Raw genomic sequence first — 13129 nt, forward strand, 5'->3', positions numbered from 1 at the left:
GGCCCTCCCCTTTTCACCCGCCCCCCACGGCCCCTCGCCTACCCCGCTTCGGCGGGCTGTAACAGGTCTCCTACAGGTCGGTCGCCGAGGCGGCCGGGCCTCGTGGGCCGCACCCAGTTATGTCAGGATTGAGCACCGGACTGTGCACCCTAGGGGGAGTGGATGTACCGCAAAATCACAGGTCGCGCGCGGGGCTACGCGGCCAGGGGGGTGTCGGTGACAGTGGCGCTCGCGGGGGCCGCGCTGCTGCTTTCCGGATGCTCGTCGGACGGTGACGGCAAGGACGAGGAGGGCTCCGGCAGCGGCGTCAGCCAACAGCCCAAGGGCAAGGACCCGTTCTGGGTGAACCCCGAGGGGAACGCCGCCAAGCAGGTCGCCGCGTACGACAAGGACGGCAAGAAGGACGACGCCGAGCAGATCCGCAAGATCGCCGAGCAGCCCGTCGGCGAGTGGATCGGCCCGGAGGAGCCCGAGGAGGAGGCCCGGGGGTACACGGAGGCCGCCGAGAAGGCCGACCGGGACGCCCTCCTCGTCCTCTACAACATCCCGCACCGCGACTGCGGCCAGTTCTCCAAGGGCGGCGCCGCCGACGGCAACGCCTACCGCGCCTGGATCGACGGCGTCGCCAAGGGCATCGGCGACCGGCACGCCACGGTCGTCCTGGAGCCGGACGCGGTCCTGCACATGGTCGACAAGTGCACGCCCGAGCAGTTCCACGAGGAGCGCTACGACCTCCTCAAGGGTGCCGTCACCAAGCTCAAGTCCCTGAAGAACACGAAGGTCTATCTCGACGCGGGCAACGCGGGGTGGTCGCAGCCCGACTCGCTGCACGACCCGCTGAAGCGCTCGGGCGTCGAGCAGGCCGACGGGTTCTCCGTCAACGTCTCCAACTTCCAGACCACGGAGGCGAGCAAGGCCTACGGCAAGACGCTGTCCTCGAAGGTCGGCGGCAAGCCGTTCATCATCGACACCAGCCGCAATGGGCGCGGGCCCTATACGGGTAAGGGTAAGGACCCTTGGTGCAACCCGCCCGGGCGGGCGCTCGGTGAGGCTCCCACCGTCAACACCGGCGATGACCTTGTCGACGCCTATGTGTGGGTCAAGCGGCCCGGGGAGTCCGACGGGACGTGTCGCGGTGGCCCGCAGGCAGGTCAGTGGTTCCCGGAGTATGCGCTCGCGCTGGCGAAGGCGAGCAAGTAGGGCGCCCTTCCGTCCGGGCTGGGGGGAGCCCCGTCAGGGGCGCGGGGAACTGCGCGACCAGCCACAGCAAAGCCGCAGTCGCATCTGCCGGGATCTCGGCAGATGCGACTGCGGCTTTTCGCGCGCTGAGCGCGCAGTTCCCCGCGCCCCTAAAAGCTACAAGCTCACGGCACGTGCACCCACTGGGCCTTGCTGGGGGTGCCCTCGTCGTCCGTCACAAAGAGCATGTACCAGCCGGACTCGACCAGGCTGCGGTTCTTCGGAATGGTGACCGTCAGACCCTTCGCGGTCTTCTTCATGTCGAGGGCGATGGACGTCTGGTCGATGTCCGTGACGTGGGTCGTGGCGGACGGCCGGATCAGACGGGCCTTCTTGATCGACGAGGCGTGGGACGTCGGGAACGTCCCGGAACCGCCGCGCGCGATCTTCTTGGGGCCCGCGCCCAGGGTGGGCTGGGACCCGTGGTACAGGTACGGCGGGGTGTAGATCTCCACGCGCTGCTCGAAGACGCCCGGCTTCGTGTTGCCCTTGTCGGAGTACAGGGAGTCCGAGCCGAAGAACATCACGCGGCCGTCGGGCAGCAGGATCGAGCCCGAGTGGTAGTTGCGGCCCACGAGCGGGTCGGCGACCTTGTCGAAGGTGTTGGACGTCGGGTCGTAGATCCGGGCCTCCTTGACGTTGGAGGCGCCGCGGCCGCGGTAGTCCTCGGAGCCGCCGGAGACGAGGACGGAGTCGTCGGGCAGGACGGACGCCTGCGGATAGCGGGTGCCCTTGTCCAGCTCCGGGCCGTCGCGGAACCGCGGGGCGTTCTCCTTCAGGTCCACGATCCGGGTCTTGGACGAGGATTCCTTGGACTCGCCGACGCCACCGCCGCCGACCACCATGTACCGCTGGTCCTGCGCGGGCGGCAGCTCCACGGTGTTGGAGGTCTCCAGGAGGTCCGGGTCGCTCATGCCCGGGATCTTCTTGAACTTGTTGGTCTTCAGGTCCCAGACGCCCGGGTCGCGGCCGACGTCGTCGGGGCCGTAACCGGCGTTGGAGCCGGAGTAGAAGAGCTTGCCGTCGGCCATCTGGAAGATCGCCGGGTAGGTCGGGAACTGCCGGACGCCCTTGGTGTACGTCCACTTCTTGGTCTTCGGGTCGTACACCTCGTTCTTGCCCGGCACCAGCTGGCCGATCTCGTCCAGGCCCGAGAGGGAGAGCACCTTGCCGTCGGTGAGCGTGGTCAGCGTGGGATACCAGCGGGCCTCGTTCATCGGGTCGACCTTGATGTACTTCTCGGCGATCGGGTCGAACTCGAAGGTGTCCTTGATGCCCTGGAAGTCCTTCTTGTCCAGGGCGAGCTTCTGCGCGATGCCGTACGTGTTGCGGGTGTCGCCGCCGCTGAGGCCCTGCACGCGGTAGTTGTCCTGGGTGCCGGTCTCGTACTTCGCGCCGCTCCGCTGCGCCTCGACGTAGATGCGGCCGAGGCCCGGGTCGTTGCGCAGGAACCTACCGGTCTGCTTGTCGAAGACCTTCTTCGCGCGCTCGACGACGACCGGGTCCTTCGATACGAACGTCTTGCCGTTCTTCTTGCCCGTGAACTTGGTGCCCGCGGGCAGCGTGATCGGCTTGTCCGGGTTCTCGTTGTGCACGATCATCAGGCCGCCGGCCTTGGTGACGTCGCCCTTGAGCTTCTCGTAGCGCTTGGTGCCGCCCGCGATCAGGAGCTTGCCGTCGGCGAGCTGGGTGTGGCCGGTGCAGAACAGGTCGACGGGCGTCGGGATCTTCTTGATGGTGTTCTTGACCGGGTCCCAGAGCCTGGTGTCGAACTTCTTGTCGTCGAAGTTCTTCTGGTTGTTGCCGGACCCGGCCACCATCAGGATCTTGCCGGTGTGGAGCAGCGACGCGTGGATCGTGTTCTGCCGGTACTCCTCCGGGAAGTCGATGACCTCCCACTTGCCGTTGTCGGCCTTGTACTCCGGCTGGTTGATCTTGTAGTTGTGGTACTTCTCGGAGCCCACGCGCCACAGCCAGGGGCCGTTCATGCCGGCCAGGGCCAGTACCACCGCCGTACCTATCGCGATCCGGCGGACGCGGCGGCGGCTGGACGGGTCTTTCATTGTTCGTGGCTCCCGAGGGCGGTCTGCATGGTCTCGTCATTCGAGGCCCAACTGGGCTTCTGCTGGGGCGCGTGCGGCGCCGGCCGCGCGTGCGGGGGCGCGGAGTGCGGTGCGTACTGCTGCGGTGCGTACGGCTGGGGCGGGTGCTGCTGCCCGTACTGCTGCTGCGGGATGGGCTGCGGCGCGTGCACGGTCGGGGCGGCGTGCCGGGGCTGCGGGACCCGCGGCTCGGTGGGGCCCGCGGCGGGCGCGGCGGCCTTCTTCTTCTCCTGCCGCATGCCGTGCCGCCAGGCGAAGATCGGCGCGGCCGTGATCAGCAGCGCGAACGTGGCCCAGATGATCATCGCCGGGTGCGCGTGGTCGTACACGTACGCCGCCGCTATGGACCCGGCGAAGACCAGGATGAAGAAGAGGTGGATGCGGAACGTGCCGAACAGCGTGTCCGGGCTCGCCGAGTCGCCCTTGGGCGTCACCACGAACTTGGACTTGCGGCGCAGCGCGGCGTCCATCAGGGAGCGCGCGTAGATGGGCGCCGAGAGCGCCGACATCACCATGCCCGCGACACCGCCGGAGCCCTCGGGCTCGTGCGGGGAGACGTTGTGGCGGCGGTTCCAGATGTACAGGCCGATCTGCAGCGCCGAGGCGTTGCCGTACAGCATCAGCCAGATGGTCGGGTCGATGTTCACGCCGGACGCGCCGAGGCCCAGGAACAGGGCGCAGCTGAGGGCCGCGAGAATCCAGTTCATCGCGGACATCGGGTAGAAGATGACCATCATCGTGTAGTTGAAGAACCGTCCCGGCGGGAGCGTGAACGGTGCCTTCCAGAACTGCTTGAGGATGGTCTCGTAGGTGCCGCGCGACCAGCGGAGCTGCTGGGTGAAGAAGTCCGTCCAGGCGTTGGGGCCCTCGCCGACGGCGAGCACGTCGGGGGTGTAGACCGACTTCCACTTCCTTCCCGTCGCCGGGTTCTTGTGGCGGTGGATCTCGAAGCCCGTCGCCATGTCCTCGGTGATCGAGTCGTACAGGCCGCCGATCTGCTTCAGCGCGCTGATGCGTACGGCGTTGGACGTGCCGACGAACATCGGGGAGCCGTAGGCGTTGCCCGCGCGCTGGATCAGGGCGTGGAAGAGGAACTGCTGGGACTCGGCGGCCTTGGTGACGAACGTGTCGTAGTTGCCGTAGACCTGCGGGCCGATGACGAAGCCGACGTCCGGGTCGCGGAAGAAGCCGAGCATCCGCTCCAGGTAGTTGGGCATCGGGACGTGGTCGGTGTCCACGGAGGCGAAGTAGTCGTAGCCGTCGCCGTGCGCGTCCAGCCAGGCGTTGTAGTTGCCGTGCTTGGTCTTGGCGCGGTGCGGGCCCTTGGCCTGGTTCCACTTGGCGATGCCCTTGCGGGAGAAGTGGTGCACGCCGAGGCGTGCGCAGACCTCCTTCACCTCCGGGTCGTCGCCCTCGTCGAGCAGCCAGATGTGCAGGAGTCCGCGGTGGCGCAATTTCACCGCCGCTTCCAGGGTCTTCGTCACCATTTCGATCGGCTCCTTGCCGGGCACGAACGAGGTGAGGAAGGCGACGCGGGTGCCGTTCTCGGGCACCACGGGGATCGGGTCGCGGGCGACGAGGGTGGCGTGCGCGTTCGACAAGACGTTCATGCAGCGGAAGAACTCGATCAGTCCGATCGAGACGAGCATGACAATGTCGAGCACGGGCAGCCAGTCGTTGGCCACGTAGTCGCGCTCCGTCCAGTGCTCGGGCTGCAGCAGCCAGGCGAGCAGGACGAGGGAGAGCAGCGGGGCCGCGCCGAGCATCAGCGCGGCGCGCAGGCGGTGCGGTTCCTGGGACAGCAGCGAGCGGTACTGGACCTTGTACGGCTTCGCCGGGTCCGGCTGGGTGAGGGGGCCCGCGAGTCGGCTGTAGTGCTCGTAGTCGTACCGTGGCAGGGACTTCTTGATGCGTCTGAAGCCGCCCGTGCGGTTCGAGAGGACCCGCAGCTGGGTCGTCTGGGACGGGTCGTTGCTGCCCTGCCCCGTCGGCGTCGACGTCATGAGTCATCCCCCCGCACGCGATCGCCCGCGTGTTCGTCGGTCCTCCGCCCGCCCGGTCCCCCTCGACCTTCGCGGACGCATCAGTGGCAGGCCACCTTCCCGTAGGACAGCGAAAGGCGACCTTCCGGTTGCATGATGCCCCCCACGGCATCCGTTCATGAACGCGGGGACCCCCGTCCAGGCGTTCACACGGGCTCTCTCACTCCCGGCGCGCGAGCCCCCCAACTGCCCCGTACCGCGCGCCTCGTGAGAGCCGGGCAGGGCCCGGGCCTCACGTCAGGGTTCTACGCGCCTAAGCATGATCGCAAGAGCGAAACAAGCAGTTTACCGGTCATAACTGGGGTGAGGGAGGGCAGTTGAGGCGGGTGCGCTCAGCCGGGTGCGAATGTTACCGAAGTGTTCCCGTATCGCCTGCTCGGCGCGGACCACGTCCGAGGAGCGCACCGCGTCCAGGATCTCCCGGTGCTGGCGGCAGGTGACCTTCGGGTCCTGCGGGATGTCCACAAGGTCCGTACGAACCCGGTGGAAAGCATCCCAGAACGCCTCCAGGACCTCGCTGAGCAGGCGGTTCCCCAGGCACCTGTAGAGGGCGGCGTGGAAGGCGCGGTCGGTCTCGGCGCGCACGGCGCCGTCGGGGCCCGCGGCCTCGGCGTCCATGCGGTCCACGAGGGCGTCGAGCTCCGCGAGGTCGGCGGCGGGGATGGACCCGGCGAGGCGCGCGATCAGGCCGGCCTCCACGGCCTCGCGCAGTTCGAGGAGCTGGAGCAGGCTGTCCTCGCCCCGGTAGTGGCCCGCGACCGTGCGGAAGGTCAGGCCCTCGATCATCGGGGCCACCGACATCGGTCCGACGTAGGTGCCGAAGCCGTGCCTGATCTCGACGATGCCCATCGCCTGGAGCGCCTTCAGTGCCTCGCGCACCGAGTTCCTGCTGGCGCCGAGGCGCTCCATCAGCTCCGGCTCGGTCGGCAGCACCGCCCCCGAGGGCAGGCGCTGGTCGATGATGAGCTTCTTGATCCGCTCCTGGAGGTCCCGTGGCATGGCGCAACCGTAGCGGTCGCATCGGACGGGTCCCAGGGGTGCGCGGGGGCGCACCGGCCCCGGTCGGCCCAAGGGGGGTGTGGGTGGCGGAGCCCCCACAGCGCGCGGCGAAGCCGCGCAGAAAAGACGACGGCGGGGCATGTCCACGCTTTCTGTGGACATGCCCCGCCGTCGCTGTCGTGCGCCGCCAGGGACTCGAACCCCGGACCCGCTGATGCTGCATTTCCCGGGGGATAACCCCCGGACCCCCAGCCGACTGCGTGGGGCGCCGTCGACCACGGTTCAACAGCGAAGGCCCCCCGTATCCACGGAGGGCCTTGCCTGTCTGTGCGCCGCCAGGGACTCGAACCCCGGACCCGCTGATTAAGAGTCAGCTGCTCTAACCAACTGAGCTAGCGGCGCCTGCTGACCTGGAGAACTCTACCGGACGGTGAGGGGTGCTTCTGACCACCCCGGGGGGGGCGCCCGGCCCCCGCCGGGGACGGCCGGGGTGGTCCTGGCAGGAGGCGGGAGTGGTGCGCTGCATCATTCGGACCGTCAACATGCGCCATCCCCGGACAGTTGAGAAGCTGACGCATGTGCAGACGCGCGGAGAGACTTTCCCGGGCCCGTTCCCCGACACCGTCGGGAATGCGCCGGAGTGTGAGGGGAATCGCATGGAGGCTGCTCCCGTATTCGAGGAATTCGAGCCCGCGAACGACTGCGACTGCCCGGGCTGCGTGCACTGGCGGCGTACCGGAGCCCATGCGCTGCCGCCCCGGCTCGGCGGCCACCCGGCCGCGCACGGCGCCCGCCGCGCCCTCGTCCTCGCGGCTGCGGCAGGCTCCGTCCTCGGCCCCGCCCACACCCTGCCCGCGGTGGCGTCCGAGCAGGTCGAAGGGCAGGTCGGAGGCCAGGTCGAAGGCCAGGTCGGAGGGCAGCTGGGAGGGGCGGGCGAGCGCGCCGCGCAGCCGGGCGGAGCACCCCGTACCGCCGCGTCCGGAGCTCTCGCGGGCCTGCCGGGAGCGGACGGCCCCGACACCCCGCAAGGCGGCAGGAGCGCCCTGCACGGAGCGCCGGGGAAGAGTGCCGCGGCCCGCTCGACCAGCCGGGCCGAGATCATCAGCAGGGCCAAGCGGTGGGTCGCCGCGAAGGTGCCGTACAGCATGCAGAAGTTCGCGGCCGACGGTTACCGGCAGGACTGCTCGGGCTTTGTCTCGATGGCCTGGAATCTCGGCGGAAACGAATGGACGGGCAGCCTCGGCCGTTATGCGACCCGCATCTCCAAGGAAGAACTCAAGCCCGGCGACATTCTCCTCTTCCACAATCCGGCGAACCCGGAGAGAGGTTCGCACGTGACCATTTTCGGCGGCTGGACCGACTACACGCGCAGCTATTACCTCGCCTACGAACAGGCCCGCCCGCACGCCCGCAGGCAGGCCACGCCGTACGCGTACTGGAACAACGGCGACCGCTATCTGGCGTACCGCTACAACGGGCTGCGGCCGACAGGACAGGCGGGCTCGGGACCGGCGTCGGCGCGGTTCCCCGGGGCCGGGCACTTCGGGCCCGGTGCCGACAACGACCATGTGACCCGGCTTGGCGAGATGCTGGTGGCGCGCGGCGGCGCCCGCTTCTACCGCACCGGGCCCGGGCCGCGCTGGAGCGAGGCCGACCGGGCGGCGACCCGGGCCTTCCAGCGGGCGCAGGGCTGGACCGGCGCCGACGCGGACGGCCTGCCGGGCCCGACCACCTGGGCGTACCTGGTGGGCGGCAAGGGCAAGGACATCCCCGCCGCCAAGGGCACCCCGGGTGCCCCCGGCGCCCCGGCCGCGCCCGCCTTCCCGGGCAAGGCGTACTTCCGGCCCGGCCAGTCCAACGAGCACGTGACCCGGCTCGGCAGGCAGCTCGTGCGCGCGGGGTTCGGGAAGTACTACGCGCGCGGGCCCGGGCCGCGCTGGGGCGAGGCGGACCGGCGCGCGGTCGAGGCGTTCCAGCGGGCGCAGGGGTGGCGGGGCGGGGCGGCCGACGGGATGCCGGGGCCGGAGACGTGGCGGCGGCTCTTCGCGTGAGGCACGAGGAGCACCCGCGCGGTACGGAACTCATGACGGAGGCACGGATGAGACGGAGGCACGGATGAGTACGACGGCACAGCGGCCGCCGGAATCCGGTGAGGGCTCAGGACCGGCCGGCCGCTCGCCGCGCCTGATCCACAGCGAGGCCACCATGGAGATCCCCGTCCACCTGCTCTTCCGCGACGACCCCCAGGACATGGCGGCGGCGTCCGGCACGGCGGGCGTACCGCTCGGATCCGCGGTGGTGCGGCGCGAGGCGGTGCTCCCGGGCGGGACGCGGGGCGCGGGCGGGCCCGGGCGCGCGGGGTCCGGCCGGGCGGGCGGGCCTGGGCGTGCGGAGGGCGCGGGGCGCGCGGGTGGTGCGAGCCGGGCGGGACAGCAGGGGCAGACGGGGCCGACGGGACCGGCGGGGCGTGCGGGGCAGGCCGGGCGGGCCGCCGTCGGGCCGGTCCCGCCCGCGCCCCACGTGCCGCAGCCGGACGCCGGGCTCGCCGAGCGCCGGGCCCGGGTGCTGCCCGGGGCGGTCGGGGTGTTCGGCGGCGGCGTCGGCACGGCCGGGTGCGCGCTCGCGCTGTGGTGGGCGGGGGTGCTGCCGGAGCCGATGGTGGACCTGGTGGCGCCCGCCGGGGACCTGCGGGGCGGCGGGTCGGCCGGGATCTCGGTCGGGCAGTGGGCCGCGCTCGCCGGGTCGGGGGCGCTCGCGCTCTTCGGGTTCGGCGGGCTCGCGCGGGGGCGGGTCGGCGGGGCGTGGGTGCTCTCGCTGTTCGGCAGGTACCGGGGGAGCGTGCGGCGCACCGGGCTGCTGTGGGTGAACCCGCTGCTGCTTCGGCGCCGCGTCGACGTACGCCTGCGGCACTGGCGCAGCGAGCCGATGGCCGCCGTGGACCGCTCCGGGGTCGCGCTGCGCGTGGTGGTGCTCGTGGTGTGGCGGGTCAAGGACACCGCGCGGGCGACGCTCGCCGTCGCCGACCACCAGGAGTACCTGCGGGAGTGCGTGGAGGCGACCACCGCGCGGGTGCTCTCCAGGCTGCCCGCCGACGCCTTCCACGACGACGCGCCGACCCTGCGGGACGCGGAGGCGGTCGGCGAGGCCCTGACGCGGGCGCTCGCCGCGCAGACCGAGCCCGTCGGCGTGGAGATCTTCTCGGTGCAGCCGACCCGCATCGAGTACGCCCCCGAGGTCGCCGCCGCCATGCACCGCCACCGGATCGCCGCGCTCGACGCCCGCCACCGCGACAGCCTGCTCACGTCGGTGGTGGACTCCGTGGAGGACACGGTGACCCGGCTGACCACGCGGGGCCTGGTCGAGCTCGACGACTACGAGCGCAGGGCGCTGGTGAAGGACCTGACGGTGGCGTTCTGCACGGGGCGCGGCGGCGACAGCACCTGAGGTCGGGGGCGCCCGCTCCCGGGGCGCCCGCCCGCCGCGAGCGGGGCCGTCGTATCGTCCCCGCCCATGAATACGCCCGTGAACCCGCCCGTGAACCCGCCCGAGCGCCCGCCCGAGCACCCGACGCCGAACCCGTCCGGGAGTCCGACGACGACCCTCGCGACCCTGGCCGCGGACGCCTGGCGCCTGGCCGAGCGCGGGCCGCGCGTCGTCCTCGGCCTCGCGGGGCCGCCCGGCGCCGGGAAGTCCACGCTGGCCCGCGCGCTGGTCGCGAGGCTCGGCGCGGGCGCCGCGTATCTGCCGCTCGACGGCTTCCACCTGTCCAACGCCCAGTTGGAGCGCCTCGGCCTGACCTCCCGCAAGGGCTCGGAGCCGAGCTTCGACGCGCGCGGGTACGTCGCCCTGCTCCGCCGGGTCCTCGACGACACCGCCGCCGACGTCTACGTACCCGACTACGACCGGACGCTGCACGAGCCCGTCGCCGCCCGGCACCGGGTCGCGCCCGGCGCCAGGATCGTGGTCACCGAGGGCAACTACCTGGCCTGTGACCTGCCGGACTGGCGGGCGGCGCGGGAGCTGATGACGGCGTGCTGGTACGTCGAGGCACCCGCCGCTGTGCGTCAGGAGCGGCTTGTGGAGCGGCAGTTGGCGGGCGGGCGCGATCCGGAGGCGGCGCGCGCGTGGGTGGCCGAGAACGACGTTCCCAACGGTGAACTCGTGGCTGCCTCGCGCGGTCGGTGCGACCGGATCCTCTCCACGATTGGTATGGACATGTTCAACTACTCGCAATAATCTGAGGCTTGGTCTAGACCGCAGAACACGCAGGACCTGCACTTCCCCAACATCGCCCCCAGAGGTACGCAGCAGCCTCGGGAACCGACGGTGCCTCGAAGGGCGACGCACGACCGTTAGCGCGCGCACGGCTCATGGAACACCCCCACGTTCTTCAGGAGCGGCAGCATGCGAAAGAAGATTTCCGCGGCCATGCTCGGGATGGCGACGGTGGGAGCGTTCGTGCTCTCGACCGGCGGCGCCAGCAGCCATGGCTACACCGACCTGCCAGCAAGCCGTCAGATCAACTGCGCGAAGGGCGTAGTGACGGGCTGTGGCGCCATCCAGTACGAGCCGCAGAGCGTCGAGGGCCCCAAGGGCTTCCCGGCGGCCGGTCCCGCCGACGGGAAGATCTGCTCCGCCGGCATCGCGGGCTTCAGCTCGCTGGACAAGGCGACCAAGCCGGGCGGCGGCGCCTGGCCCACGACGAAGGTCTCGGCCGGTCAGAACTACAGCTTCCGCTGGCAGTTCACGGCCCGGCACCGCACCACCGACTTCAAGTACTACATCACCAAGCAGGGCTGGAACGAGGGTCAGCCGGTGACGCGGGCCGCGCTCGACACCCAGCCGTTCCTCAACGTCCCCTACGGCGGCCAGCAGCCGCCCGCGACCCTGTCGCACAGCGGCACGATCCCCGGCGGCCGCAGCGGCCACCATGTGATCGTGGCCGTGTGGACCGTCCACGACACGGGGAACGCGTTCTACGCCTGCTCGGACGTCCAGTTCTGACCTGATCCCCCCCCCGGGCAGAGCTGCCACCCCCCACGGGTAAGTTCTGCGCACGCCGTCCGCGGACGCGGCGGCGTGCGCAGAACGGTTCCCGTGCGTCTGTCCCGCGATGCCGTACCGTCCCGCCCCTCTACTTCTGACGGTACGTCAATTATCGTGCGCCGCCATGACGTCCGAACCCGAAACGGTCGCGGAACTCGTCCTCGCGCGCGAGCGCGACCACCGCCCCGGGCTCCGCTTCGAGGACCGGGAACTCAGCCACCACCAGGTGACCGCCGCCGCGGCGGCGCGGGCCGCGCTGCTGCGGGACCTCCTGGACGCGCGCACGCCCCGGCACCTCGGCGTCCTGCTCGACAACACCCCCGAGTACCCGCTGTGGCTGAGCGCCGCCGCGCTCGCCGGGGCCGCCGTCGCCGGGATCAACCCGACCCGGCGCGGCGCCGAACTCGCCCGCGACATCCTGCACACCGACTGCCGGCTGCTCGTGACCGAGCGGGCCCATCTGCCCCTGCTCACCGGACTCGACCTGCCCGGCGTCCGCGTCCTGGTCACGGACACGCCCGCCTACGACGAACTCCTCGCGCCCTACCGGGGCGCCGCACCCGAGATCTCCCCGGACGCCACCCCCGCCGCCCGGCTGCTCCTCTACTTCACCTCCGGCTCGACCGGCGCCCCCAAGGCGGCCGTGTGCAGCCAGCGGCGGCTCGCGGCGGCCGGGCACTCCCTCGTCCGGCACTTCGGCGTGCGGCCCGACGACGTCCACTACGTCTGCATGCCCATGTTCCACGGCAACGCCGTCATCGCCGACTGGGCGCCCGCGCTCGCCGCCGGAGCCGGGGTCGCGCTGCGGCGCCGCTTCTCCGCGTCCGGGTTCCTGCCGGACGTACGGCGGTTCGGCGCCACGTACTTCACCTATGTGGGCCGGGCCGTGCAGTACCTCCTCGCCACGCCCGCCCGCGCCGACGACCGCGCGCACGCGCTGCGCCTCGGCTTCGGCACCGAGGCCGGGGCGGTGGACGCGCGGCGCTTCGAGGAACGGTTCGGGGTGCGGCTCGTCGAGGGGTACGGGTCGTCGGAGGGCGGGGCCGCGATCCAGCGCTCGCCCGGCACGCCCGACGGAGCCATCGGACGGGCCGCGCCCGGGGACGACCTCGCCGTGCTCGACCCCGGCACCGGGAAGGAGTGCGCGGCCGCCGAGTTCGGGCCCGGCGGGCGGCTGCTCAACGGGGACGCGGCCATCGGTGAGCTGGTCAACCGGGGCCGCAGCCCCTTCGAGGGCTACTGGCGCAACGCCGCGGCCGACGCGGAGCGGGTCCGTGACCACGGGTGGTACTGGACCGGGGACCTCTTCTACCGCGACGCGGCCGGGTACCTCTACTTCGCCGGGCGCGCGGACGACCGGCTGCGGGTCGACAGCGAGAACCTGGCGGCGGCGGTGATCGAGGCGATCCTCGCCCGGTGGGAGCCGGTGGCGGCCGTCGCCGTGTACGCCGTGCCGGACCCCGTCGCCGGGGACCAGGTGATGGCCGCGCTCGCCCTGCGCGACGGGGTGTCCTTCGATCCGCACGCCTTCTCCGAGTTTCTGCTGGCGCAGGGCGACTTGGGGACGAAGATGGCGCCTCGGTTCGTGCGGGTCCTGAGCCGGTTGCCGGTGACGGCTACGCACAAGGTGGCGCGGGGGGTGCTGCGGGGGGAGGGGTTCCGTTGCACGGGGCCGGGGGAGGCGGGCGATGTGTGGTGGCG

Annotated in this window: 9 protein-coding genes and 1 tRNA gene; 6 read left to right on the top strand and 4 right to left on the bottom strand. The window is 71.4% G+C overall.

The window, feature by feature from the left end:
- The first annotated feature begins 162 nt into the window (after positions 1–162).
- Positions 163–1200, top strand: a complete 1038-nt coding sequence (locus OO63_RS06820; protein WP_033263877.1) for a glycoside hydrolase family 6 protein — start codon at positions 163–165, stop codon at positions 1198–1200.
- A gap of 164 nt (positions 1201–1364) precedes the next feature.
- Here the strand turns inward: OO63_RS06820 and glxA are convergent, their stop codons facing one another.
- The 4 genes from glxA to OO63_RS06840 form a co-directional block, all read right to left on the bottom strand.
- Positions 1365–3302 carry a radical copper oxidase GlxA gene (gene glxA, locus OO63_RS06825; RefSeq protein ID WP_030358273.1) on the bottom strand — a complete coding sequence of 646 codons (1938 nt, stop codon included), beginning with the start codon at positions 3300–3302 and terminating at the stop codon, positions 1365–1367.
- On the bottom strand, positions 3299–5344 hold the full coding sequence (locus tag OO63_RS06830) for a glycosyltransferase family 2 protein (RefSeq protein WP_030358272.1): 2046 nt from the start codon (positions 5342–5344) through the stop codon (positions 3299–3301). Before OO63_RS06830 ends, glxA begins: the two co-directional genes overlap by 4 nt.
- Positions 5345–5668: 324 nt before the next feature.
- On the bottom strand, positions 5669–6382 hold the full coding sequence (locus OO63_RS06835) for a FadR/GntR family transcriptional regulator (RefSeq protein WP_030358271.1): 714 nt from the start codon (positions 6380–6382) through the stop codon (positions 5669–5671).
- A 328-nt stretch (positions 6383–6710) separates the two neighbouring features.
- Positions 6711–6784 (bottom strand) — tRNA-Lys (locus OO63_RS06840).
- 254 nt (positions 6785–7038) lie between these two features.
- Between OO63_RS06840 and OO63_RS06845 the strand changes: the two genes are divergently transcribed.
- The 5 genes from OO63_RS06845 to OO63_RS06865 form a co-directional block, all read left to right on the top strand.
- Positions 7039–8433 carry a peptidoglycan-binding protein gene (locus OO63_RS06845; protein ID WP_030358270.1) on the top strand — a complete coding sequence of 465 codons (1395 nt, stop codon included), beginning with the start codon at positions 7039–7041 and terminating at the stop codon, positions 8431–8433.
- A 64-nt stretch (positions 8434–8497) separates the two neighbouring features.
- A complete protein-coding gene (locus tag OO63_RS06850) occupies positions 8498–9826 on the top strand; it encodes an SPFH domain-containing protein (protein WP_030358269.1) in 1329 nt (442 codons plus the stop codon).
- 66 nt (positions 9827–9892) lie between these two features.
- Complete coding sequence (locus tag OO63_RS06855) at positions 9893–10618, top strand: nucleoside/nucleotide kinase family protein (protein WP_078618976.1); 726 nt, start codon at positions 9893–9895, stop codon at positions 10616–10618.
- Positions 10619–10786: 168 nt separating this feature from the next.
- Positions 10787–11386: a lytic polysaccharide monooxygenase auxiliary activity family 9 protein gene (locus tag OO63_RS06860; protein ID WP_030358267.1), complete on the top strand. Its 600-nt coding sequence runs from the start codon at positions 10787–10789 to the stop codon at positions 11384–11386.
- A 166-nt stretch (positions 11387–11552) separates the two neighbouring features.
- The coding region (locus tag OO63_RS06865; protein ID WP_051810611.1) for an AMP-binding protein at positions 11553–13129 on the top strand (1577 nt) is incomplete at its 3' end.

The organism is Streptomyces alboflavus (assembly GCF_000716675.1).
Classification (GTDB): Bacteria; Actinomycetota; Actinomycetes; order Streptomycetales; family Streptomycetaceae; genus Streptomyces; species Streptomyces alboflavus.

Bases quoted from the DNA above. Each gene is read 5' to 3' on its own strand.
- OO63_RS06820 (WP_033263877.1), top strand. From the start codon at position 163: ATGTACCGCAAAATCACAGGTCGCGCGCGGGGCTACGCGGCCAGGGGG.
- glxA (WP_030358273.1), bottom strand. From the start codon at position 3,302: ATGAAAGACCCGTCCAGCCGCCGCCGCGTCCGCCGGATCGCGATAGGT.
- OO63_RS06830 (WP_030358272.1), bottom strand. From the start codon at position 5,344: ATGACGTCGACGCCGACGGGGCAGGGCAGCAACGACCCGTCCCAGACG.
- OO63_RS06835 (WP_030358271.1), bottom strand. From the start codon at position 6,382: ATGCCACGGGACCTCCAGGAGCGGATCAAGAAGCTCATCATCGACCAG.
- OO63_RS06845 (WP_030358270.1), top strand. From the start codon at position 7,039: ATGGAGGCTGCTCCCGTATTCGAGGAATTCGAGCCCGCGAACGACTGC.
- OO63_RS06850 (WP_030358269.1), top strand. From the start codon at position 8,498: ATGAGTACGACGGCACAGCGGCCGCCGGAATCCGGTGAGGGCTCAGGA.
- OO63_RS06855 (WP_078618976.1), top strand. From the start codon at position 9,893: ATGAATACGCCCGTGAACCCGCCCGTGAACCCGCCCGAGCGCCCGCCC.
- OO63_RS06860 (WP_030358267.1), top strand. From the start codon at position 10,787: ATGCGAAAGAAGATTTCCGCGGCCATGCTCGGGATGGCGACGGTGGGA.